This is a genomic window from Paracoccus contaminans (assembly GCF_002105555.1).
In the GTDB taxonomy this organism is placed as follows: domain Bacteria; phylum Pseudomonadota; class Alphaproteobacteria; order Rhodobacterales; family Rhodobacteraceae; genus Paracoccus; species Paracoccus contaminans.
Map to the genome: position 1 here is coordinate 2,005,033 of NZ_CP020612.1, position 22,476 is coordinate 2,027,508.

At 66.6% G+C, this 22,476-nt stretch carries 19 protein-coding genes; 12 read left to right on the top strand and 7 right to left on the bottom strand.

Going from position 1 to position 22,476, the window contains the following annotated elements:
- Positions 1-13: 13 nt before the first annotated feature.
- The 4 genes from B0A89_RS09480 to B0A89_RS09495 all read left to right on the top strand — a co-directional run bounded on the left by B0A89_RS09480 (position 14) and on the right by B0A89_RS09495 (position 5,991).
- Positions 14-1,234, top strand: coding sequence for a serine hydrolase domain-containing protein (locus B0A89_RS09480; protein ID WP_085377933.1), 1,221 nt, complete (start codon positions 14-16; stop codon positions 1,232-1,234).
- An 84-nt stretch (positions 1,235-1,318) separates the two neighbouring features.
- On the top strand, positions 1,319-3,976 hold the full coding sequence (gene alaS / locus B0A89_RS09485; RefSeq protein WP_085377934.1) for an alanine--tRNA ligase: 2,658 nt from the start codon (positions 1,319-1,321) through the stop codon (positions 3,974-3,976).
- 129 nt (positions 3,977-4,105) lie between these two features.
- Entirely contained in the window at positions 4,106-4,900 is a 795-nt protein-coding gene (locus tag B0A89_RS09490) for a class II glutamine amidotransferase (RefSeq protein WP_085377935.1), read from the top strand.
- A 20-nt stretch (positions 4,901-4,920) separates the two neighbouring features.
- The gene (locus B0A89_RS09495; protein ID WP_085378873.1) at positions 4,921-5,991 is read left to right on the top strand and encodes an NAD(P)/FAD-dependent oxidoreductase; all 1,071 of its coding nucleotides are present in this window, start codon (positions 4,921-4,923) and stop codon (positions 5,989-5,991) included.
- On the opposite strand, the gene aroC is transcribed toward B0A89_RS09495, so the two are convergent.
- Positions 5,962-7,089, bottom strand: coding sequence for a chorismate synthase (gene aroC, locus B0A89_RS09500; RefSeq protein ID WP_085377936.1), 1,128 nt, complete (start codon positions 7,087-7,089; stop codon positions 5,962-5,964). The genes B0A89_RS09495 and aroC overlap by 30 nt on opposite strands.
- Positions 7,090-7,311: 222 nt before the next feature.
- Between aroC and B0A89_RS09505 the strand changes: the two genes are divergently transcribed.
- Positions 7,312-7,839, top strand: a complete 528-nt coding sequence (locus tag B0A89_RS09505; protein WP_085377937.1) for a BrnA antitoxin family protein — start codon at positions 7,312-7,314, stop codon at positions 7,837-7,839.
- 959 nt (positions 7,840-8,798) lie between these two features.
- Here the strand turns inward: B0A89_RS09505 and B0A89_RS14665 are convergent.
- From B0A89_RS14665 to B0A89_RS09520, 4 genes are all read right to left on the bottom strand, one after another.
- The gene (locus tag B0A89_RS14665; RefSeq protein ID WP_157115305.1) at positions 8,799-9,191 is read right to left on the bottom strand and encodes a hypothetical protein; all 393 of its coding nucleotides are present in this window, start codon (positions 9,189-9,191) and stop codon (positions 8,799-8,801) included.
- 261 nt (positions 9,192-9,452) lie between these two features.
- Entirely contained in the window at positions 9,453-12,788 is a 3,336-nt protein-coding gene (gene carB / locus B0A89_RS09510; protein ID WP_085377938.1) for a carbamoyl-phosphate synthase large subunit, read from the bottom strand.
- Between the two features lie 740 nt (positions 12,789-13,528).
- The gene (locus B0A89_RS09515; protein WP_085377939.1) at positions 13,529-14,233 is read right to left on the bottom strand and encodes a flagellar hook capping FlgD N-terminal domain-containing protein; all 705 of its coding nucleotides are present in this window, start codon (positions 14,231-14,233) and stop codon (positions 13,529-13,531) included.
- A gap of 10 nt (positions 14,234-14,243) precedes the next feature.
- Positions 14,244-15,464 (bottom strand): flagellar hook-length control protein FliK, encoded by a 1,221-nt coding sequence (locus B0A89_RS09520; RefSeq protein WP_169712154.1) that lies wholly within the window; start codon positions 15,462-15,464, stop codon positions 14,244-14,246.
- A 213-nt stretch (positions 15,465-15,677) separates the two neighbouring features.
- On the opposite strand from B0A89_RS09520, the gene B0A89_RS09525 reads away from it, so the two are divergent.
- From B0A89_RS09525 to B0A89_RS09550, 6 genes are all read left to right on the top strand, one after another.
- A complete protein-coding gene (locus B0A89_RS09525) occupies positions 15,678-15,926 on the top strand; it encodes a rod-binding protein (protein WP_085377941.1) in 249 nt (82 codons plus the stop codon).
- A gap of 34 nt (positions 15,927-15,960) precedes the next feature.
- A complete protein-coding gene (locus tag B0A89_RS09530; protein ID WP_157115307.1) occupies positions 15,961-16,233 on the top strand; it encodes a hypothetical protein in 273 nt (90 codons plus the stop codon).
- Between the two features lie 168 nt (positions 16,234-16,401).
- Entirely contained in the window at positions 16,402-17,343 is a 942-nt protein-coding gene (locus B0A89_RS09535; RefSeq protein ID WP_085377943.1) for a flagellin N-terminal helical domain-containing protein, read from the top strand.
- A 78-nt stretch (positions 17,344-17,421) separates the two neighbouring features.
- Positions 17,422-17,790, top strand: a complete 369-nt coding sequence (gene flaF / locus B0A89_RS09540) for a flagellar biosynthesis regulator FlaF (RefSeq protein ID WP_085377944.1) — start codon at positions 17,422-17,424, stop codon at positions 17,788-17,790.
- Positions 17,791-17,850: 60 nt separating this feature from the next.
- Entirely contained in the window at positions 17,851-18,252 is a 402-nt protein-coding gene (gene flbT / locus B0A89_RS09545) for a flagellar biosynthesis repressor FlbT (protein ID WP_085377945.1), read from the top strand.
- Entirely contained in the window at positions 18,249-19,025 is a 777-nt protein-coding gene (locus B0A89_RS09550; RefSeq protein ID WP_085377946.1) for a DUF1217 domain-containing protein, read from the top strand. The genes flbT and B0A89_RS09550 overlap by 4 nt, the downstream gene beginning before the upstream one ends.
- A 474-nt stretch (positions 19,026-19,499) precedes the next feature.
- On the opposite strand, the gene mdh is transcribed toward B0A89_RS09550, so the two are convergent.
- Complete coding sequence (mdh, locus tag B0A89_RS09555) at positions 19,500-20,462, bottom strand: malate dehydrogenase (protein ID WP_085377947.1); 963 nt, start codon at positions 20,460-20,462, stop codon at positions 19,500-19,502.
- A 370-nt stretch (positions 20,463-20,832) separates the two neighbouring features.
- The gene (locus B0A89_RS09560) at positions 20,833-21,372 is read right to left on the bottom strand and encodes a YciE/YciF ferroxidase family protein (protein WP_085377948.1); all 540 of its coding nucleotides are present in this window, start codon (positions 21,370-21,372) and stop codon (positions 20,833-20,835) included.
- 180 nt (positions 21,373-21,552) lie between these two features.
- Here B0A89_RS09560 and B0A89_RS09565 point away from each other — a divergent pair, with 180 nt between their 5' ends.
- On the top strand, positions 21,553-22,407 hold the full coding sequence (locus B0A89_RS09565) for an HpcH/HpaI aldolase/citrate lyase family protein (protein WP_085377949.1): 855 nt from the start codon (positions 21,553-21,555) through the stop codon (positions 22,405-22,407).
- Positions 22,408-22,476 lie beyond the last annotated feature (69 nt).

The window sequence follows — 22,476 nt, forward strand, 5'->3', positions numbered from 1 at the left end:
GCTGGAGAGCCTCATGACCCTGCCTGCCGCCTTTGCCATTGGCGCCGCCGCATTGCTGCTTGCCCCTGCCTCTTTCGCCGAGGCGCCCTATCGCCACGCTGCCGAAAAGATCGGCACGGTCGAGCAGATCTATGACGGCGATCTGTTGCCCGACGATGCGGTGGCGACGTTCCGCAATATCGACCGTCTGTTTCCGACCCGTACGGTGGCCGCCTCGGCCAATCCCCGGCCGCTCGAGCCATCCCCGCTGAAGCTGGGCAAGCTGGACCTGACGATCGACGGCAAGGCCCATGACCTTGATGACGTGATCGCCCTGGACAGCATCACCGGGCTGATCGTGCTCAAGGACGGCAAGCTGGTGACCGAGATCTATCAGCGCGGCAACGGCCCGGATACCCGCTGGATGTCGATGTCGCTGGCAAAGTCGGTGACTTCGACCCTGATCGGCGCGGCGATCCGCGACGGCGCCATCCGGGGCGAGGATGCGCTGGTCACCGATTACGTTCCCGACCTGAAGGGCAGCGCCTATGAGGGCGTGACGGTGGGCCAGATCCTGTCCATGACATCGGGCGTCAAGTGGGACGAAACCTATACCGATCCCGCATCGGACCGGCGCGCGCTGCTGAAGGCCCAGATCGCCCAGCAGCCCGGCGCGGCGATGAAGGTCATGGCCGCGCTGCCCCGCGCCGCCGAGCCGGGGACGGTCCACAACTATTCCACGGGGGAAACCCAGGTCGCGGGCGAGATCGTGATGGGGGCGACCGGCAAGCCGCTGGCGGATTATCTGGCGGAAAAGATCTGGCAGCCCTACGGGATGGAGGCTGACGCCAAGTGGTGGCTGGACAGCGAGGAGGGGCACGAGATCGGCGGCAGCGGCCTGTCTGCGACCCTGCGGGACTTTGCCCGGTTCGGCCAGTTCTTTCTGGACGGCGGACTGGCGGACGGCAAGCCGGTCCTGCCCGATGGCTGGACGCAGCGGGCGGGCCTGCCGATCACGCTCAAAGACGGCAAGACGGCCGATTACGGGCTGATGTGGTGGCCGGCCTGGACGGCGCAATCGACCGCTCACAAGGCCTTTGCCGCGGTCGGCATCCAGGGCCAGAACATCTATATCGACCCGCAGGAAAAGGTCGTGATCGCCATGATCGCCGCCCAGCCCGAACCCCTGGGCAAAGAGCCGGTTGACCCGATGGCCTTTTTCGACGCCGTGGTGAACGCGATCGGGGCCAGGTAACCGCCGGCGCCGCCGCCCGTTCTGGACAGCGGGCGGCGGCACCCTTACATATTGCCGCTGCAAATCCCGGCAGGAAACCCGCCCATGGCCAGTCTGAACGACATCCGCTCGACCTTTCTCGACTTCTACGAACGGAACGGCCATCGCCGGGTCGAAAGCTCGCCCCTGGTGCCGCGCAACGATCCCACGCTGATGTTCGCCAATTCGGGGATGGTGCAGTTCAAGAACCTGTTCACGGGGCTGGAACACCGCGACTATACCCGCGCGACCACGGCGCAGAAATGCGTGCGCGCGGGCGGCAAGCACAACGACCTCGACAATGTGGGCTACACGGCGCGGCACCATACCTTCTTTGAAATGCTGGGCAATTTCAGCTTTGGCGACTATTTCAAGGAACAGGCCATCCCCTATGCCTGGGAACTGCTGACCCGCAATTTCGGGATTCCCAAGGACAAGCTGCTGGTCACCGTCTATCACACCGATGACGAGGCGGCGGATATCTGGAAAAAGGTCGCGGGGCTGACCGATGACCGCATCATCCGCATCCCCACCAATGACAATTTCTGGCAGATGGGCCCGACCGGCCCCTGCGGCCCCTGCACCGAAATCTTCTATGACCACGGCCCGTCGATCTGGGGCGGCCCGCCCGGTTCGGCCGACGAGGACGGGGATCGGTTCATCGAGATCTGGAACCTCGTCTTCATGCAGTTCGAGCAGTTCGAGGACGGCAGCATGAAACCGTTGCCCAACCCCTCGATCGACACCGGCATGGGGCTGGAACGGATCGGCGCGCTGCTGCAGGGCAAGCACGACAACTATGACACCGACCTGATGCGCGCGCTGATCGAGGCGAGCGCTCATGCAACCAGCAGCGACCCCGACGGCCCCGGCAAGGTCCATCACCGTGTCATCGCCGACCACCTGCGGTCCACCAGCTTTCTGATCGCCGACGGGGTGATGCCATCCAACGAGGGCCGCGGCTATGTGCTGCGCCGCATCATGCGCCGCGCCATGCGCCATGCGCACATGCTGGGGGCGCAGGATCCGCTGATGCACCGTCTGGTTCCGGCGCTGGTCCGCCAGATGGGCGCGGCCTATCCCGAACTGACCCGCGCGCAGGCGATGATCGAGGAAACGCTGCGCGGCGAGGAAACCCGCTTCCGCCAGACGCTCGACCGGGGGCTGCGGCTGCTGTCGGATGAGGTCGCGCGGCTGCCCGAAGGGGCCGACCTGCCGGGCGAGACGGCTTTCCGGCTGTATGACACCTATGGCTTTCCGCTGGACCTCACGCAGGATGCGCTGCGCGAACAGGGCCGCGGGGTCGAGATCGCCGGTTTTGACGCGGCCATGGCCGAACAGAAGGCCAAGGCCCGCGCCGCCTGGGCCGGGTCGGGCGAGACGAAGGATTCGGCCATCTGGTTCGAGCTGGCCGACCGGCATGGCGCGACCGAGTTCCTTGGCTATGACACCGAAGAGGCCGAGGGCCAGATCCAGGCGCTGATCCGGGACGGCGCCGAAATCGATGCCGCCGCCGAGGGCGAGCAGGTCCAGATCGTCGTCAACCAGTCGCCCTTCTATGCCGAAAGCGGCGGGCAGGTGGGGGATACGGGCCTCATCACGACCGAAACGGGTGCCGCGCGGGTAACCGACACGCGCAAGTCGGGCGCGCTGTTCATCCATGTCGCCGAGGTGACGACGGGGCGCATCGCCTGCGGCCAGGGGGCGAGCCTGTCGGTGGATCATGACCGCCGCGGCGCGATCCGGGCCAACCACTCTGCCACCCATCTGCTGAACGAGGCCCTGCGCAATGCGCTGGGCGAGCATGTCGCGCAGAAAGGCTCGCTGAATGCACAAGACCGGCTGCGCTTTGACTTCAGCCACGGCAAGGCGCTGACGGGCGATGAGCTGGCGCAGGTCGAGGCCGAGGTGAATGCCGTCATCCGGCAGAACACGCCCGTGGAAACGCGGCTGATGACCCCCGATGACGCCCGTGCCATGGGCGCGCAGGCCCTGTTCGGCGAGAAATACGGCGACGAGGTGCGCGTCGTGTCGATGGGCCGGCGCGAGGGGTCGGGAAAGGGCGCGGGCCGCGATACCTATTCGCTGGAGCTGTGCGGGGGCACCCATGTCGGCCGCACCGGCGACATCGGCGCTTTTGTCCTGCTGGGCGACAGCGCGTCAAGCGCGGGGGTGCGCCGCGTCGAGGCGCTGACCGGGCAGGCCGCGCTGGCGCATCTGCGCGAGGCGGAGCGGCAGCTTGCCGATATCGCCGGTCTGCTCAAGGCGCAGCCGGGCGAGGTCGTGGGGCGGGTCAGGGCGCTGGCCGATGATCGCAAGGCGATGCAGAACGAGATCGCGCAGCTGAAGCGCCAGCTTGCCATGGGCGCCAGCCCGGCTGAGGCCGCCGTCAAGGAGATCGCCGGCATCAAGCTGATCGCCCGGCGCGTCGAGGGGGTTTCCGGCAAGGAACTGGGCGCGCTGGCCGACCAGATGCGGCAGGGCCTTGATAGCGGCGCCGTCGTGGTGATGGCCGAGGATAACGGCAAGGCCACGGTGGCGGCCAGCGTCACCCCTGACCTGGCGGCGCGCGTTTCGGCGGTGGCGCTGGTCCAGGCGGCGGTTGCCGCGCTTGGCGGCAAGGGCGGCGGGGGGCGGCCCGACCGCGCGCAGGGCGGCGCGCCGTCGCTGGACAAGGCCGAGGCAGCGATCGAGGCGGTCGAGGAGCTGCTGTCCGGCGCCTGATCCTTGGGCAGACCGAACGCCGCGCGATCTTGTGATGGGCGCGCGGCGGACCGGCCCGGCAAAGCGGATGCACCGGCTTTTCGCGCCTGCTAGGCTTCGGGAAAGACAAGAACAAGCTGGGGGGCGTGAATGTGCCGTTGGGCGGCCTATGTCGGCAGGCCGATCTATCTGGAAGACATTGTCAGCCGGCCCGGCCATTCCCTGGTCCGGCAAAGCCATGGGGCAAAGCGCTGCCACACGCCGGTCAATGCCGATGGTTTCGGCATCGCCTGGTATGGTGACCGCGAACAGCCCGGACTGTACCGCGATGTCATGCCCGCATGGTCCGATCCGAATCTGCACAGCCTGACCGCGACGGTCCGGTCGCATCTGTTCATGGCCCATGTCCGCGCCTCGACCGGCACCTCGACCAGCCGCAACAACTGCCATCCCTTCACCGTGGGGCGCTGGAGCTTCATGCATAATGGCCAGTTCGGCGGCTATAACGACTGGCGGCGCTGCGCCGATGCCCTGATCCCGGATGAGCTTTATCCCCAGCGCAAGGGCGCGACCGACAGCGAGGCGTTTTTCCTGTGCGCCCTGGGCGAGGGGCTGGACAACGACCCGATGGGCGCGATGGCGCGTGCGACCGCGCGCTTTGAGGCGCTGGCGCGCGACCGCGGCACGGCGCCCTTCGTGCGGCTGACCTGCGCCTTTTCGGACGGGCGGCGGCTTTACGCGCTGCGCTATTCGTCCGATGATCAGGCGCCCACGCTGTTTCACCGCTGGTCCCCCAGCCGCGGCGGCCGCGCCGTCGTGTCCGAGCCGCTGGAGGCGGATGAGACGGACTGGCTGGAAATCGCACCGGGCAGCTTTTGCGTGTTCGAGGGCGAGACGGCCTCCGTCACGCGCTTTGTTCCCGCCGCGGCGCGCGTCGCGGCCTGATGAAAAACCCCGGCGGCATCATGGAATGTGACATTCTCATCATCGGCGGGGGTGTTGCAGGTCTTTCGGCTGCGGCCGAGATCGCCCCCTCGGCCAGCGTGATCCTTGTCGAAGCCGAGGATAGCCTGGCCTATCATGCCTCTGCCCGCTCGGCCGCGCTGTATGAGCCATATTACGGCCCGCCCGCGATCACCGAGCTGTCGCTTGCCTCGCGCGCATCGCTCGAGAATGCAGGGGTGCTTTCGGCGCGCGGAATGATGGTCGTGGCCTCTGCCGGAGAGCAGGCGGCCTTTGCGGCCGACATGGCGGCGATGCATCTGCGCGACATCACGCCCGATGAGGCGGCGGCGCTGTTCCCGGCGCTGGACCCGGGACGGATCGCGCTGGCCGGGCATGGCGATCATGCCTGGGACATCGACACCGACCAGCTGGTCCAGTCGTTCGCGCGCAAGGCCCGCAGCCATGGCGCAACGATCATCACGCGGGCCGGGCTGACGGGCCTGCGGCGGCAGGGCAGCGCGTGGCAGGCGATTACGCGCGAGGGGCCGATAGCGGCCCGCATGGTCATCAATGCCGCCGGGGCCTGGGCCGATGCCATCGGCCGGATGGCCGGCCTTGCCCCGATAGGGCTGGTGCCGCATCGCCGTTCGATGGCCCGCATCGCCGCGCCTGGCGGACTGGACCCGGCCGCCTGGCCGATGGTCATTGGTGCAGGCGAGAAATGGTATGCCAAGCCTGACGCGGGCGCGCTGATCGTCTCGCCCGCGGACGCCGATGCGGTCGAGCCGCATGACGCCTGGGCCGACGACATGGTTCTGGCCGAGGGCCTTGCGCGTTACGAGGCGCTCAGCCGCTTTCAGGTCGAACGGCTGCTTGCCAGCTGGGCCGGCCTGCGCACCTTTTCCCCGGACGGAACCCCCATCTATGGGCGCGACGCTGCCGAGCCGTCATTCCTGTGGTTCGCGGGGCAGGGCGGCTATGGCTTTCAATCGGCGCCCGCCGCCGCGCGGTTCATTGCCGACATCGCCTTGGGGCGGGGCGTGGATCGGGCGCTGGGGGCGCTACTCTCGCCCGCCCGCTTCGCCCGCTGAGCCGATCCGTCCCCGGACGCCGCCGGTCTGCGCGCGGTCCAGCAGCAGATGGTCGAGGATCACGCAGGCCGCCATCGCCTCGGCCACCGGGACGGCGCGGATGCCCACGCAGGGGTCGTGGCGACCCTTGGTGATCAGGTCGATCTCCTCGCCGGCCTGGTTGATGGTGCGGCGCGCGGTCAGGATCGAGCTGGTCGGCTTGACGGCGAAGCGCATGACGATGTCCTGCCCGGTCGTGATCCCGCCAAGGATGCCGCCGGCGTGGTTCGTGCCAAAGACCGGGCCATCCGGCCCCATGCGGATTTCATCAGCATTTTCAGTGCCTTTCAGGCGGGCGGCGGTCATGCCCTCGCCGATCTCGACGCCCTTGACGGCGTTGATCGACATCATCGCCGCGGCAAGGTCGGTGTCGAGCTTGGCATAGACAGGGGCGCCGAGGCCGGGGGGGCAGCCGCGGATGGTGACCTCGATCACGGCGCCGATGCTGTCCTGGGCCTTGCGGATCTCGTTCAGATACGCGGTCCATTCGGGGACGGCGGCGGCGTCGGGCAAAAACAGGTCGTTGCGGTCGATTTCCGCAAAGTCGAAGCGGGCGCGGTCGGCGACCAGATCGCCCATCTGGACCATATAACCCGTGATGGTCAGCTGTTGCGCAAGCTGGCGCAGGACCGCGCGGGCGACGCCGCCGGCGGCGACGCGTGCGGCGGTTTCGCGGGCGGAGGATCGGCCACCGCCGCGATAGTCTCGGATTGCGTATTTCTGCCAATAGGTTATGTCGGCGTGGCCGGGGCGGAAGGCGGCCGCGATGTCGCCATAGTCGCGGCTGCGCTGATCGGTGTTCTCGATCATCAGCTGGATCGGGGTGCCGGTGGTGCGGCCCTCGAACACGCCGGACAGGATGCGGACCTGATCGGGTTCCTGCCGCTGGGTGGTCAGCTTGCTCTGGCCCGGGCGGCGGCGGTCGAGCCAGGGCTGAATGTCTGATTCCGTTAGGGAAATTCCCGGCGGGCAGCCGTCGACGGTGGCGCCGAGGGCGGGGCCGTGGCTTTCGCCCCAGGTGGTGACGGTGAAGATGCGGCCGAAGGTGTTGAAGCTCATGCGCCCCCCTTTTGCGCGATGAATAGGGCCGCGGGCTGGCGAGGGGAAGCGCCGGGGCGCAGATTTGGAACTCCCCCCACAAGGGGTGTGACTGTCCTTCGGTGTTCGGGGGATGTTCGTGCGGCGTTCATGCACGGTTCATGCGAATGGCGCCGGGCGGGGGGTTAACGGGGCGTTAACGCGGGCGGGCGAGGATGGCGGCGGTGTTGCAAGGGGGGCGGGATGGCGCAGACGGGCAATCCGCGCGGCGGCGCGGCGGCGAAGGCCGAGGCGGCGCGGCGGGTCAATTACCACTACATGGCCGACGTGATGCGGCGGCTGGAATGGGATCTGCACCAGCGCATCCTGACCGAGGGGCGGGTGCCGGAGGCCTGGCACGCGCTGGCCCGCGAGCGGGGGGCGGGCAAGAAGGTGCGGGTGACGATCCTGGTCGAGGAGGAGGTGCTGCGCTTCTTCAAGTCGATGGGCGAGGGGTACGGGCCGCGGATGAACCGGGTGCTGGCCGGCTTCATGCACGCGCGGCTGGCAGGGCTGCTGGAGGGCGGCGAGACGATGGACTATCTGGCCCGCCGCGATCGCGAGGGTCTGGACGGGATGAAGCCGGGCTGGGGCGAGTCGCAGAAGATGTACGAGGTGCTGGGCCACGAGGGGGCGGAGCTGATGAGCGACGAGCCGGGGGTGCCGCTGGGGGAGGAGAAGGCGAGCCGGCGGGCGGACAAGATGGCGTGGTTGCGGGGGAGGGAGGAGTAGAGACGCCAGTAAATTAATCTACGTTGCATCGATTAGCCCGCCGTAAACGCGTCGGACTTCTCGGTTCCAGCAGCTTTTGAACCACTTGTGGTGTCTCTTAATCTGTCGTTTCAGCGCGTCGTCGTTAAAAATTTTGGCTGCTCTGTAAACCTACTTAACGAAGTTTCTTCCACGCCCCAGGTGAGTATATCGGCTCAGTAACTGGCGTCTATACACCTGATTTGATGGAATGCCTTTGGATTTTGCGGCAACCAATTTAGCATGGATTCCGCGGCGCATTTTTTTCCGATAGTTCGCCATTGATGATTCCCTCACCTGAACATGGCGACCATCGAACGTGAACCCTAGATACTGGGCTGGTTTGTTCGGAGTCAGGCAAACACCACCGGAAAATTCTGATATCACGGTCTTTGTCGCGGAGAGGGCTAAACCGTAAGCACTTAGAGCATCCGAGATATGTGTTAAAGCCGAGTCTACGTTTTCGCCTGGGGGCAACACTAGGCAATATCGTCCGAATATCTTCTGTAACTAGCGCCTATCCGCTCTGCATAGGTGGACATGCGCTCATCAAACGTCAACATATATAGATTTGCATACATTCCGGATAAGGGCGTACCTTGAGGAATCCCGAATGGGTCAGCGTGCACCTTCACCAAGCCCGTTGTCTTTCGCACGTGCTTCTTGTATTCATCTGGAGTACACACACGCCCGCATCGACGACGTCTTTTGCCAAGAACAGCGTCAAGCGAATCTATGTCCACGGAGGCGTAGCGGGTCATCGCTCTGAATATTGTCCAGTGGTGTCCCAAGAGCTGGGTGCTCCCAAGCAACTGCAATAGTTCATTTTTCAGGTGCGCATGCAGCAAGTTATCGAAAAAACCCGAAATATCGACGGCTAGCAACTTGCAGTCGGAACGTAAACGGATTTCGTCGAATAAGTCTTTCGCGTGATGAATATTTTAGCGTCCGCCCTTTCGATACGCAAGCACATACTTCGACAGGTTGCGGCGCCGAAGCTCAACTTCATAAGCTAGCGACAAAAAGGAAGCGTACGCCTCGAGATAGGCTGCATCCTTGTGCGCGGAAAATTTTATTGGTCTTTCCTTCGATTCTGTAAAGGCTACGCCATCTGCGTTTTTCTTGACGCGTCGCTTGACCTCGCTGTAGGCCAGGAACGGATAAAACTGGTGGCGCTTGGTCTCTAATTCAAAATTAACACTAATAACCCTCGATGCTGCATTCAACTTGTCGTCAAAGTGCATGTAATTGCGCTCTTTGGCGAGGAAAGGACTCACCAAGTCGCCGGTTTGAGGGTCAACATCTTGCTCGGAGAGGAGGTCTAGCCCGGACACAATGACACCGTTCGTCGCATGTCCGGGCTTATGTTACCTAACTCCAACCTCGACGAGGCCGTACGAGAGAAACCTGGTGTGGTACGTTATGACCACATCGTGCTGTGGAGACGAGACGATGGCAAACCTGCCGATCCCGACCTGGGCCCGCATCGCGAAGATTGTGCTTGCGGTCCTTAACACATTCCACCGATGCCTCTTGCATCGGGCTTAACTCAAGTAGCCTCGAATGAGGCAGCAATCAAGAGGCTCGTCAACGCCTCACCCCTGCAACGTCCTGACCCCCACATCCCCCTCGGCCCGTGACCGAATCGCCGCCACGGCGGCGATCGCCCCCGCCGCCGTCGTATAATACGGGATCTTGTCATACAGCGCGACGGACCGGATCTCGCGCGAATCGCTGATCGCCTGGCCGCCCTCGGTGGTGTTCAGGACCATCGCGATCTCTCCGTCCTTGAGGCGGTCCACGATGTTCGGGCGGCCCTCATAGACCTTGTTCACCGGCTGCGCCTCAACCCCCGCCGCGCGCAGGAAATCGGCGGTGCCGCTGGTGGCGGTCAGGGTAAAGCCCATCGCGGTCAGGGCCTGCATCGCCTGCGCCATCGCCGGGGTCTTGTCGGATTCGCGGACCGACACGAAGACGCGCCCCGCGGCGGGCAGCAGGGTGCCGGCGCCGAGTTGCGCCTTGTAGAAGGCGCTGGCGAAGTCGCGGTCCCAGCCCATCACCTCGCCGGTTGAGCGCATCTCGGGGCCGAGCAGCGTGTCGACGCCGGGGAAGCGGGCGAAGGGCAGCACGACCTCCTTGACCGAGAACCACGGGGTGATCGGGTCGGCCAGCGTCAGCGGGTCGGCATAGGGCAGGGGCGTGTCGGGGCCGATGCCGGCGGGGTAGGGGGGGCGCATCGGGAAGGCCGACAGCGGCTCGCCCGCCATCAGGCGCGCGGCGATGCTGGCGATGGCGCTGTCGGTGGCCTTGGCGACGAAGGGGACGGTGCGGCTGGCGCGGGGGTTCACCTCGAGCACGAAGATCTCGCCGTCCTTGATCGCGAACTGGACGTTCATCAGGCCGACAACCTTCAGCGCGCGAGCCATGAGGACGGTCTGGCGTTTCAGCTCGTCGATGGTGGCGGCGCCCAAGGTGTGGGGGGGCAGCGAGCAGGCGCTGTCGCCGGAATGGACGCCGGCTTCCTCGATATGCTCCATGATGCCGCAGACATGGACGGCGGCGCCGTCGCTGAGGGCGTCCACGTCAACCTCGATCGCGCCGGAGAGGTAGCTGTCGAGGAGGACCGGGCTGTCGCCCGAGACCTGCACGGCGGTGGTGATGTAGCGGTCGAGTTGGGCGTCGTCGCGCACGATCTCCATCGCGCGGCCGCCGAGGACGTAGGAGGGGCGGATGACGAGGGGGAAGCCGACCTCGGCCGCGATGGCGCGCGCCTGATCGGGCGAGCGGGCGATGCCGTTGACGGGCTGTTTCAGGCCGAGGTCGGACAGCAGGCGCTGGAAGCGCTCGCGGTCCTCGGCCAGGTCGATGGCGTCGGGGGTGGTGCCGAGAATCGGGATGCCCTCGGCCTCGAGCGCGTTGGCGAGTTTCAGCGGGGTCTGGCCGCCGAACTGGACGATGACGCCGTGGAGGGTGCCGTTCTCCTGCTCGGTCCGCAGGATTTCGAGAACGTGTTCGAGGGTGAGCGGCTCGAAGTAAAGGCGGTCCGAGGTGTCGTAGTCGGTGCTGACCGTTTCAGGGTTGCAGTTGACCATGATCGTCTCATAGCCCGCGTCGGTCAGCGCAAAGCAGGCGTGGCAGCAGCAATAGTCGAACTCGATCCCCTGGCCGATGCGGTTGGGGCCGCCGCCGAGGATGACGACCTTCTTGCGGTCCGAAGGGCGCGCCTCGCATTCGACATCGCCCATCGCGGGGGCCTCATAGGTCGAATACATGTAGGGGGTCTGGGCCTCGAACTCGGCCGCGCAGGTGTCGATGCGCTTGAAGACCGGGGTGATGCCGGCGCCGCGGCGGGTGCGGCGGATGTCGGCCTCGCTGCGGCCGGTCAGGTGGGCGAGGCGGGCATCGGTGAAGCCGAGCATCTTCAGGCGGCGCAGGCCGGCGGCGTCGGGCAGGCCCTCGTGGCGGACCCGGTGCTCGGCATCCACGATCTCGCGGATGCGGGCCAGAAACCAGGGGTCGAAGCGGGTGACGCGGTTGATCTCGTCATCCGTCAGGCCGGCGCGCATCGATTCGGCAATGACGCGGATCCGGTCGGGGGTCTGCTGGGACAGGGCGCGAATGAAGGCGGGCTTGCCCTCCTCTACCGCGCCGGGGATCGCGATCTCGTCGAGGCCGGTGAGACCATTTTCCATGCTGGCGAGGGCCTTCTGCAGGCTCTCGTGGAAGGTGCGCCCGATGGCCATGACCTCGCCCACCGATTTCATCGCGGTGGTCAGCTCGGGCTTGGCGCCGGGAAACTTCTCGAAGGCAAAGCGCGGGATCTTGGTCACGACATAGTCGATCGACGGCTCGAAGCTGGCAGGCGTGACCTTGGTGATGTCGTTGTCCAACTCGTCGAGCGTATAGCCGACGGCCAGCTTTGCGGCGACCTTGGCGATGGGAAAGCCCGTGGCCTTGGAGGCGAGGGCCGAGGAGCGGCTGACGCGCGGGTTCATCTCGATCACGACCATGCGGCCATCGGCGGGGTTGACCGCCCACTGGACGTTGCTGCCGCCGGTCTCGACCCCGATCTCGCGCAGGACGGCGATCGAGCCGTTGCGCATGCGCTGGTATTCGCGGTCGGTCAGGGTCAGCGCGGGGGCGACGGTGATCGAATCGCCCGTGTGCACGCCCATCGGATCGACGTTCTCGATCGAGCAGACGATGATGGCGTTGTCGGCCTTGTCGCGCACGACCTCGAATTCATATTCCTTCCAGCCAAGCAGGCTTTCGTCGATCAGCACCTGCGCGACGGGACTGGCGTCGAGGCCCGAGCGCACGATCGCCTCGTAATCCTCGCGGTTATAGGCGACGCCGCCGCCGGTGCCGCCCAGCGTGAAGGCGGGGCGGATGATGGCGGGCAGGCCGATGCCCTCCAGCGCCTTCATCGCCTCGGCGATCCCGGCTGCGATATCGAAGCGGCCATTGGGCAGCTTGGGCGCGCTGACGATGGTGGCGCGCGGGTTTTCGAGGCCGATGCGGTCCATCGCCTCGCGGAACAGCTTGCGGTCCTCGGCCATCTCGATGGCCGCGCGCTGGGCGCCGATCAGCTCGACCCCGTATTTGTGCAGAACGCCCATATCAGCCAGCGCCAGCGCGGTGTTCAGCGCCGTCTGACCGCCCATGGTCGGCAGCAGGGCATCGGGACGTTCGGCGGCGATGATCTTTTCCACGACCTCGGGGGTGATCGGCTCGATATAGGTGGCGTCGGCCATGCCGGGGTCGGTCATGATCGTGGCGGGGTTCGAGTTGACCAGGATGACGCGGTAGCCTTCCTCGCGCAGGGCCTTGCAGGCCTGGGCGCCCGAATAGTCGAACTCGCAGGCCTGCCCGATGACGATGGGTCCGGCGCCGATGATGAGGATCGAGGAGATATCGGTTCTTTTCGGCATTGTGGGTCCCCTCGGCGGTCAACGGCTTGCAAATCGTCCGGGGTTATAGAGGGCCGGCAGGGTTGCGCAAGGGCAGCCCGGATCAAGGGGGGCCGGCCGGGGCAGCAGCCGATGAAAGACTTGGCGCAGCAGGGCGGTGCCCTCCTGCCATCGTGGCAGCGCCTGGTGGCGCTCATCCGCCCGGACGGCGGGGCATTTGGCGGGCGATAGCAGGGCGGCGGTCCGATCCCCGTCACGGGCAGCAGGGCGGTGCCGTCCTGACATCCTGGCGGCGCCTGCTGGCGCTCATCCGTCCGGACGGCGTGGCAATTTGGGCGGCGATAGCAGAGGAGCGGTCCGATCCCCGTCACCGCCCGCGCTTAGGCCGGCATCCGTCGGATTGCCGGCTGGCGCGCCGCAGGGTGGTGGTTATCCTTGCTCCTGGATGCGGCCCGGCCGGTGCCGTCTGCCGGACAGGCGGGCCGAATATGGCCGGCTGTCCGGCCTGTGCCCCGCGCAGGCGCGAGGGTTGACCACAGGCCCGATGAGGGCGCGCGATCTCATCCGCCTGCTTTCTGGCTCAGCCCATCCCGCCCCCAGCCGGGCGCGTCTGGACCGTTCCTTGACGGCGAGGGGGCGATGCCCTGTGCCCCCTCAAGCCTTCCGGATTTCGTGCCGGCAGGAATGCCGGGGCGATTCCAGTGCCGTAAGCATGCCGCGCGCTGCGCCAGCATGGCCGGTCGGGCTGAGGCCGCGGCGCGTCATGCCGGGCTGCGCAGGGCCGTCACCTCGCTTTCCAGCGTGCTGGCGCCGCCCGGCAGGATCAGGCTGACCCCCTTGCTGGTCAGTTCGGCCCCGGTCACGCGGGCATAGGCGCCGACCGCGCCGGTATGCAGGATGTCCTCGCCCTTCAGGCTGACCAGCTTGAAGCTGTAAAGACCGTTCGGCAGCGCCGTTCCGGCCCCGTTGCGGCTGTCCCACGCCACCTCGCCGGCGCGGGCGGGCAGGGTCTGCCGCTGGACCTCCTTTCCCAAGGCGTCCAGCGTGACAAGCTGGACAGAGGTGGCGCCGCTTGCAGGCTCGATCGACAGGCTGATCGGGCGGCCGTCATAGGCGACAGGGGCGGTGGTGCGGACCTCCTTGCCGATCCAGCCTGCCGCGCTGTCCAGGCCGCCCGCGCGCTGGGCATTGAGCGATTCGAGCAGCTGGTTGGTGCGCACCTGCTGTTCGACCCCCGAGAAGGTCGCAAGCTGGACGGCAAAATCGGAGCTTTCGATGGGGTTGAGGGGATCCTGGTTCTGGATCTGCGTGGTCAGCATCCTCAGGAAGGTCTGAAAGTCGCTGCCGGTGAAACCGGACGCCTCGGCGTTGTTCGCCGCGCTTGCTGCGGGCGCGCTGGCGCTGCCCGGGGCAGCGGGCTGGACTGGGGCAGGGCTGCCCGTCGGGGCCGTGGTGATCATGGGCATGGGGGCTTTCCTAAAGGCGGATATCGATTCGGGAGGGCGCAAGGATGGGGACAGGGGGAACGGGCGCCGGGGCTGGGGGCATGGCCGGCATCTGCGTCAGGTCGGCATCCGCCCCGGCCTGACGGGCGCGCCCGTCCCGCGCCTGTCCGCCGCCGGACCGGCTGTCCTGCCGCATGAAGTCGAGCCGGGCATCGGGCATGCCGTTCTCGTGCAGATCCTGCAGCAACTGGTCGCTGTGACGGCGGATCAGGTCGAGCGTTTCAAGCCGTTCGGCAAGGATGCCGAGGCCGCTTCGGTGATCGGTTCCAAGCAGAACGGTCACGCGGCCAAGCTCGACGGGATCAAGCCGGATCTCGATGATGCCGTCATCCCGCGTGCGCACGATGGCGTCGGCCAGCTGCCGATGGGGGGCCGGGGCCTGCGCCTGAAAGGACGCTGGGGATGCCTCGGGCGGCGTGCCGTGCTGCGGCGCGGCGGGCCCTGCGGCGGGCAATTCGCCGCCGCCCGCGGCATGGATCGTCACCCCCAGCTGTCCGGCGGGCAGGAGGGCGGCCTGCGCGCCTGAACCGGGCAGCGGTGGGCGGGGCTGCGTGCCGCCATCGGGTTCGGCAGGCCCCGCCCCCTCATCCAGCCCAGCGCGCCCCGGCGCCCCGTCCGCATCGTCAGGCCGGCGCTGCGCCTTTGCGGCCTCATCTTCGCCAGGCCCTTGTTCCCCGTCAGTTCCCGGCGGTTCGCCGAGAAGGGTGCCTGCCTGCTGCGGCGGCGAGTCGGGGCGCTGGGTGGCCGGGGGCGTTTCGGCGCCTGCCCCTTCAGGGGTGGACGCCATCGGGGCGGCATCCTCGGTTCCGGGCATGAAGGGGTCATCACCGCCTGTTTGCTCGGGCAGCATCGCCTCGCCCGATGGGCCATCGGGGGTTGCGCCATCCGCCCCGGCCGATGCGGGCCGGCCATCGGGCGCAGGGGCAGGCTCATCCAGGCCATCCTGCGCCGCCCCCGCGGGCCGGGCCGCATCCGGCGCGGCCTGGCAGGGGGCTGGCCAGGGCAGCGGCGCAAGCGGGCTGTCCGCAGGGCAGGCATCCCGGCGATCGGCCTGCTTCTCCTCGCGCTCGCCCGCATCGTCGGGCGCGACGACGTCCCTGGCCGAAGGGCGGGAGGCGGGCTCGGGCGCCTTGCTCGGGGGCTGGGGCGGCACAGTCGCCTGGCGGGGCGCGGGGGCCGGGGGGCGGGGCATGCGCCCCGCCATTGTCCTTGCAAACTCGGCCCCCGTTCCGGCCGGCGCCTGATGCGCGCTGCCCGTGCTGTTGCCGACCGCCGTCGAGAATAGGGATGAAACCTGCATTATCCTGTCCGAAGGAATCGCCTTCATCCTTTTCTAGCCTCGATAAGTTACCGATTATTTACCGCCGCCCCATAGGATTTCTGTATTCAATCTGACGGAGGCAGCATGAAGATCGACCATCGGCCGGAAATCGGAACCAGAAATGTGCCTTTGTCAAAGGGTGGCGAAAGGCTTGAGGCGGCGTTTCTGGGCGAAATGCTCAAGCTGGTGATGCCGGACGGCTCTGCGGGGGCATTCGGCGGGGGCGCGGGCGAATCGCAGTTCGCCTCGTTCCTGACCGAGCAGTATGCGGATGCCTTGGCCGAGCGGCTCGACCTCGGACTGGCCGCCAGGATGGGGCATGCGAATGCGTGATCGCAGCGCCCTGCTTGAAGATGCCTGCGCTGCCATGATCGCCGGGGATCCGCTGCGCTGCGCTGCGGTGCTGGAACGCTTCAGCGCCTCGGCCCGGCGCCGCGCCTTGAGCGAGGCCGAGTGTTCGGCCTGCGCCGCTCAGCTCGAGCGCCTGCGCATTCTGGCGCAATCGGCCTGCAAGGGCATTGAATCGGCCCGCGCCTGGCTGACGACGCTGACCGAGATCACCGGCGGGCTGGACATCTATGACCGGGGCGGCAGACAGCGCGTTCCGACCGAACTGAGCGGCAAGGATCGGCGCTTTTGATTAAAAACCCGTGCATATGGGTTTTGAGGGAATCGGCCGGATTCATTATCCGTTAGCTGTCGCCCGCTAGACAGGCGATGCATCGAACGGTGCCGGGATTTCCCGTCGGTCAGAATGGCCTTTCTTTCATCAGGGGTAAAAACAGCCCCTTCTTTGCAGGAGGACACAATGTCCAGCATTCTGACCAACAATGGCGCGATGGTCGCGCTGCAGACCCTGAAGGGCATCAACTCGTCCATGGCCAAGACCCAGGACGAGATCTCGACCGGCAAGTCGGTGGCGACGGCCAAGGACAACGCCGCTGTCTGGGCTGTCGCCAAGACGATGGAGGCCGATGTCGCGTCGTTCAAGGCAATCGACAAGACCCTGTCGATCGGCCAGTCGACCGTCGCCGTGGCCCGCTCGGCCGCGGAATCGGTGACTGACCTGCTCGGCAAGATCAAGACCAACGTCATCGCGGCGCAGGTCGCGGGCACGTCGGAAGAGGATCGGGCCAAGTATCAGACCCAGATCACCGCGCTGAAGGACCAGATCAAGTCGGTGGTGGGCGCTGCCCAGTTCAACGGCAAGAACCTGATCAACGGCACCGAAGCCACCCCGATGAAGGTCACCTCGTCGCTTGACCGGGCTGCGGACGGGAAAGTTTCGGCCAGCACCATCGACGTGACGACCTTCAACCTGTCCACCAAGGACAAGAACGGTGATCCGCTGAAGGCCGATGCGGACGCGGCCTTCAAGGACGATACCAGCCTGGCCTATCTCGACTATCTGGACGTCACCAAGGCGGACAGCGGCGTGGACATGGATGGGGACAGCGCCAACGACTCCGGCGCATCCGTCGCCCTCAAGAAGATGGACTCGCTGATCAAGGTCGCGGTGGATGCCGCCTCTGCGTTCGGTACCGCGCAGTCCAGGATCGAGATCCAGCGCAACTTCATGGGCGATCTGGCCGACTCGCTCCAATCGGGTGTCGGCTCGCTTGTCGATGCCAACATGGAGGAAGTGTCCGCGCGTCTGCAGGCCCTGCAGGTCCAGCAGCAGCTGGGCACGCAGTCGCTGTCGATCGCGAACTCGGCGCCCCAGCAGCTTCTGTCGCTGTTCCGCGGCTGATGAAGCAGGTCCGGGGCCCTTCAGGGGCCCCGGATACCCGCCGAGACTTGAGCAACATTCTTTCCTGCAGGAGCTTTCGTGAACGCTTTCGCGCCGCGCGGCTATGCCGCCACCACATCCGTCGAGGCCGATCCCCGGCGTGCCGAGGCTGCGATCCTGTCCAATCTTGCCGCCCGCATGATCAGGGCGGGCGAGGTGGGCGCGGCGGGTTTTCCGGCGCTTGTTGCCGCCGCCCATGAGAACCGGAAATTCTGGCAGATCGCAGCCGAGGATCTGGCCAGCCCGGAAAACGGGCTGCCGGCCGGGCTGCGGGCGCAACTGCTGTCGCTGGCGATGTTTGTCGAGCGGGAGACGGCGCATGTTCTTGCCGGCCGCCGTCCTGCCGACGCCCTGATCGAAATCAACCGGGCCGTTGCGCGCGGGCTTTTCGACCAACCCGTAACCTAATCCTGGCATGCGCCCTGTTGGCGGGGCGGGCATGGGGCGACCAGATCAAGGAACAATACCATGAGCGGACTGATCCTCAAGCTCGCACCGGGCGAGCGCGTGCTGATCAACGGGGCTGTTATCGAGAATGGCGATCGCCGGTCCAGGATCTCGATCAAGACACCTAATGCCAGAATCCTGAGGCTGAGGGATGCCATTCATCCCGATGATGTGGGCACGCCCGTGTCCCGGCTGTGCTATGCCGCGCAACTGGTCTTGTCGGGGGATGCCGAGCCTGAAAGGGGCAGGCGCGACCTGATGAAGGGCATCGAGCAGTTGTCTCAGGTGTTCGACGACCGCGACAGCCGCATCGCCCTGGACGGCGCCACCGCTGATGTCGCGTCGGGAAACATCTATCAGGCCCTGCGCCGGCTGCGCAGCCTTCTGCCCAGAGAAGCGCGCCTGTTCGCGCAGCTCGCATGAGCTTTCAACCGATCATCGGCCAGGGGGGTTATGCCGGCTGGAAGCTTTTGTCGCGAACCAGCGGCATGCAGACGGCGATGGTGGCGCGCGATCCCGTGATCATGCGCGACAACGATCATTTCCGACAGGAAATCAACGGGGTCGAGACAGCAGACGACCTCATTTCGGATTATCGCCTGCTGCGCACCGCGCTGAGTGCGTTCGGGCTTGAGGCGGACCAGAATAACCGCGCCTTCCTTCGCAAGGTGCTTGAATCCGATCTGAATGATTCATCCAGCCTGGCCAATCGCCTGGGCGACAAGCGGTACCGCGCCTTTGCCGAGGCCTTCGGTTTCGGAAAGAACGGAACCCGTGCCGCCGATCTGGCGGACATGGTCACCCGCCGCCATGTCGAGGCCGAACTGGAAAGCAGGGTCGGGACGCAGGACGGGAATCTGCGCCTTGCCATGAATGCCAAGCGCGAGCTTGCGGCGCTGGGCAGTTCGTCGGCGTCGGACAAGACGCGCTGGTACAGCATTCTTGGCAGCACGCCCCTTCTCAAGGTCGTGCAGGGGGCCTTGGGGTTGGGAACAAGCTTTGGGAAACTGCCGATCGACCGTCAGGTGGAGGAGATGGCCCTGCGCACCAGAAAGCTGCTCGGCTCCGACTCTCCCTCGGTTTTCGCGGATGGGGCGAATGTCGAAAAGCTGATCAGCCGGTTCCTTATCCGTGCCGATGCCGTGACCGGCGCCCAGTCTAATTATAATGCGGCGCTGATTCTTCTGAGAAACTGACCCTTGGGCGGCACGGATCCCGCATCCGGGGCCAAGCGGCTGACTGTCCGAGGTGCGGTTCTGCCGGGCCTGCTCTGCCCTCCAAGGGACCGGATCGCGCGTCGATGCGCCGGCCTTGGCGCAAGGGCCGTCCCCTTACCCACCTCGCTCCCATCCGGGGATCGGCTGACACAGCCTGAGCGAGGATGAGATCGTCGAGATGATGACTTGCCACGGGCTCTGCGCGGGATGCCGTTGCAGTGATAGGCAGCGGCGGGCGAAGCAGAAACGCCTCATGGCCTTGCGCACAGCGCCGCGGTTGTTCCGCACCGCATCACCGCATCACCGCATCACCGCATCACCGCATCACCGCATCACCGATGAACAGCGCCGCCGCTGCGGGCAGGGCCGGCCCATGATGTCCTGGCCGCTGCTGGCTTTGCAGGCCAAGCCGATGCGCGGCAGGCGAGTGCCCGCCGCGCAGTTTGGCCGCGATCAGGCCAGGGTGCTGTCGATGCCCTTGCAGGCCTCGACGAGGCCCTTCACCGCATCCACCGACTTCTGCATCATCGCCTGCTCGGCGTCGTCCAGCGCGATGTCGATGACCTTCTCGATGCCCTTTGCGCCGATCACGGTCGGCACGCCGACATACATCCCGTCCAGCCCATAGGCGCCCTTGACCCAGGCCGCGCAGGGCAGGACGCGCTTTTGATCCTTGAGATAGGCTTCCGCCATCTCGATGGCGCTGGTCGCCGGCGCATAGAAGGCCGAGCCGGTCTTGAGCAGGCCGACGATCTCGGCCCCGCCGTCGCGGGTGCGCTGGACGATCTGGTCCAGCCTGTCCTGCGTGGTCCAGCCCATCTTGACCAGGTCGGGCAGCGGAATGCCGCCCACCGTCGAATAACGCACCAGCGGCACCATGGTATCGCCATGCCCGCCCAGCACGAAGGCGGTCACATCGCGCATCGAAACCCCGAATTCGAGCGCGAGGAAATGGCGGAAGCGCGCCGAATCGAGCACGCCCGCCATGCCGACGACCTTTTCATGGGGCAGGCCGCTGAACTCGCGCAGCGCCCAGACCATCGCGTCGAGCGGGTTGGTGATGCAGATGACGAAGGCGTTGGGGGCATGGGCCTTGATGCCCTCGCCCACCGACTTCATGACCTTGAGATTGATGCCCAGCAGGTCGTCCCGGCTCATCCCCGGTTTGCGCGGCACCCCGGCAGTGACGATGCAGACATCGGCGCCGGCGATGTCGGCATAGTCGTTGGTGCCCTTGAACGAGCCGTCAAAGCCCTCGGACGGGCCGGATTCGGCAATGTCCAGCGCCTTGCCCTGGGGCGTGCCTTCGGCGATGTCGAACAGGACGACATCGCCCAGTTCCTTGATCGCGGCAAGATGGGCAAGCGTGCCGCCGATCTGGCCGGCACCGATGAGAGCGATCTTGGGACGGGCCATGGGAACCTCCGTTGGCTGATTGATCGCCGCCGCGATAGCCCCTTGCCCCCCACCGCGCAAGGCAGAGCGGGGGCAAGAACGCCGGCGCCGGCCCGCGCGCCGCGCAGATGCCATCCCTGCGCTGGGCCGCTGCCAAGGGCAGGGCGCCCCCCGATCATGGCGCAACCCATGCGCCGCGCCGGCGGGGGGAACGGCCGGCGGCAGGCACAGGGCGCAGGTGCCCGGCCGATATGAAAGAACGCCGCCCCGATCAGGGGCGGCGCAGGACCGGCCGCGGCACCGCAAGGGCGGGCCGCGGCGTTATCTCGTCAGGGGCAACGCGCCCGGCCAGCCCGGAGCCGCGGCGGAAAAGCCTGCCGCGGCAAGGGGATCAGGCTTCCTCGTCTTCGCTGTCGTCGTCCTCGCTGCTGTCGCCCTCGGCGGCCATCGGGTTGACACGCTCTTCGGCGACTTCGGTCAGCAGGTCGTCGGCGGCTTCCTCCTGGTCGAGGATCTCGTCCAGCAGCGAGGCGACCTCGTCATGGCCCAGCAGTTCGGCATAGGTCCGCAGGCTGCCATAGCGGGTGATCTCGTAATGCTCGACCGCTTGGCAGGAAAAGATGATCGCCGCATCGCCCGCCGCGGTGCCGCCGAAGTCGGACAGCAGCGAATCGCCTTCCTTCAGGATGCCCTCGATGGCATCGCATTTCTCGCCCTTGGCCTTCTCGCCCAGCAGCTCGAACACCTGCTCCAGCTTGCTGATCTGCTCGGCCGTCTCCTCGAGGTGCTTTTCAAGGCCGCTCTTGAGCTCGTCGTCCTGGGCCGCCTCGATCATCTTGGGCAGCGACTTCTGGATCTTGCCCTCGGCATAGTAGATGTCCTTGAGCCCGTGCTTGAGCAGATCCTGAAGACCCTTTTGTTCGGTAGCCATTTCCTGTCCTTTCGAATTCCGGGTCACAGCATTGCGCCCGTCCACGCACAAGACGCGCAGAGGGCTGGGCCGGTTGCAGCACGGCGCAAAAAACGGCGCCCTCGACGGGGGCTTGCCGGCCGGGCGCAAAACGCCCAGGCTTGCGGCCGCAGGGTTCCGTTCACCAAGGCAAGGCCGCTCATGACACGTCCCTATCGTTCGGTTCTTTACATTCCCGCCTCGAATGCGCGGGCGCTGGAAAAGGCGCGGGGGCTGGCGGCCGACGCGATCATCTTCGATCTCGAGGATGCGGTCGCGCCCGCCGAAAAGGCGGGCGCGCGCGAGACGCTGCGGGCGGCGCTGGCGCAGGATTACGGCACGCGCGCGCGGATCGTGCGCATCAACGGGCTGGATACCGAATGGGGGCATGCGGATGCGGCCGCCTTGGCCGGCGCGGCCGATGCGATCCTGGTGCCCAAGGTTTCCAGCCCCGCCGATCTGGACGCGGCCGCGGCCCTGGTGCCCGACGGACCGCTATGGGCGATGATGGAAACCGCCGCGGGCATGCTGAACGCCGCCGCCATCGCCGCCCATCCCCGGCTTGAGGGGATGGTGATGGGCACGAACGATCTGGCCAAGGAACTGGGCAGCCGCGCCCGCCCCGACCGCCTGCCCATGCAGGCAGGGCTGGGGCTGTGCCTGCTGGCGGCGCGGGCGCATGGGCGGGTGATCGTGGACGGCGTGTTCAACGCCTATATGGACGAGGACGGCCTGCGCGCGGAATGCCAGCAGGGCCGCGACATGGGCTTTGACGGCAAGACGCTGATCCACCCCGCGCAGCTTGGCACCGCCAATGCCGTCTTTGCCCCGTCGCAGGCCGAGATCGACCTGGCCCGCCGCCAGATCGAGGCCTTTGATGCCGCCATCGCCGAAGGCAGGGCCGTCGCCGTCGTCGATGGCCGCATCGTCGAGAACCTGCATGTCGAGACGGCGCGCCGCATGCTGGCCTTGGCCGATGCGATCGGCGCGGCCTCGGGGCAGCCGGCCCATGGCTAGCCATGGGCGCGGGGCGTTTTCCCATGCCACGGGCCGCGCGCGCCGGCGGCCGGGCCGTTGTTCCAACCC

Excerpts from the sequence above, each read along its gene's own strand:
- B0A89_RS09480 (WP_085377933.1), top strand. The coding sequence starts at position 14 with ATGACCCTGCCTGCCGCCTTTGCCATTGGCGCCGCCGCATTGCTGCTT.
- alaS (WP_085377934.1), top strand. The coding sequence starts at position 1,319 with ATGGCCAGTCTGAACGACATCCGCTCGACCTTTCTCGACTTCTACGAA.
- B0A89_RS09490 (WP_085377935.1), top strand. The coding sequence starts at position 4,106 with ATGTGCCGTTGGGCGGCCTATGTCGGCAGGCCGATCTATCTGGAAGAC.
- B0A89_RS09495 (WP_085378873.1), top strand. The coding sequence starts at position 4,921 with ATGGAATGTGACATTCTCATCATCGGCGGGGGTGTTGCAGGTCTTTCG.
- aroC (WP_085377936.1), bottom strand. The coding sequence starts at position 7,089 with ATGAGCTTCAACACCTTCGGCCGCATCTTCACCGTCACCACCTGGGGC.
- B0A89_RS09505 (WP_085377937.1), top strand. The coding sequence starts at position 7,312 with ATGGCGCAGACGGGCAATCCGCGCGGCGGCGCGGCGGCGAAGGCCGAG.
- carB (WP_085377938.1), bottom strand. The coding sequence starts at position 12,788 with ATGCCGAAAAGAACCGATATCTCCTCGATCCTCATCATCGGCGCCGGA.
- B0A89_RS09515 (WP_085377939.1), bottom strand. The coding sequence starts at position 14,233 with ATGCCCATGATCACCACGGCCCCGACGGGCAGCCCTGCCCCAGTCCAG.
- B0A89_RS09520 (WP_169712154.1), bottom strand. The coding sequence starts at position 15,464 with ATGCCCCGCCCCCCGGCCCCCGCGCCCCGCCAGGCGACTGTGCCGCCC.
- B0A89_RS09525 (WP_085377941.1), top strand. The coding sequence starts at position 15,678 with ATGAAGATCGACCATCGGCCGGAAATCGGAACCAGAAATGTGCCTTTG.
- B0A89_RS09530 (WP_157115307.1), top strand. The coding sequence starts at position 15,961 with ATGATCGCCGGGGATCCGCTGCGCTGCGCTGCGGTGCTGGAACGCTTC.
- B0A89_RS09535 (WP_085377943.1), top strand. The coding sequence starts at position 16,402 with ATGTCCAGCATTCTGACCAACAATGGCGCGATGGTCGCGCTGCAGACC.
- flbT (WP_085377945.1), top strand. The coding sequence starts at position 17,851 with ATGAGCGGACTGATCCTCAAGCTCGCACCGGGCGAGCGCGTGCTGATC.
- B0A89_RS09550 (WP_085377946.1), top strand. The coding sequence starts at position 18,249 with ATGAGCTTTCAACCGATCATCGGCCAGGGGGGTTATGCCGGCTGGAAG.
- mdh (WP_085377947.1), bottom strand. The coding sequence starts at position 20,462 with ATGGCCCGTCCCAAGATCGCTCTCATCGGTGCCGGCCAGATCGGCGGC.
- B0A89_RS09560 (WP_085377948.1), bottom strand. The coding sequence starts at position 21,372 with ATGGCTACCGAACAAAAGGGTCTTCAGGATCTGCTCAAGCACGGGCTC.
- B0A89_RS09565 (WP_085377949.1), top strand. The coding sequence starts at position 21,553 with ATGACACGTCCCTATCGTTCGGTTCTTTACATTCCCGCCTCGAATGCG.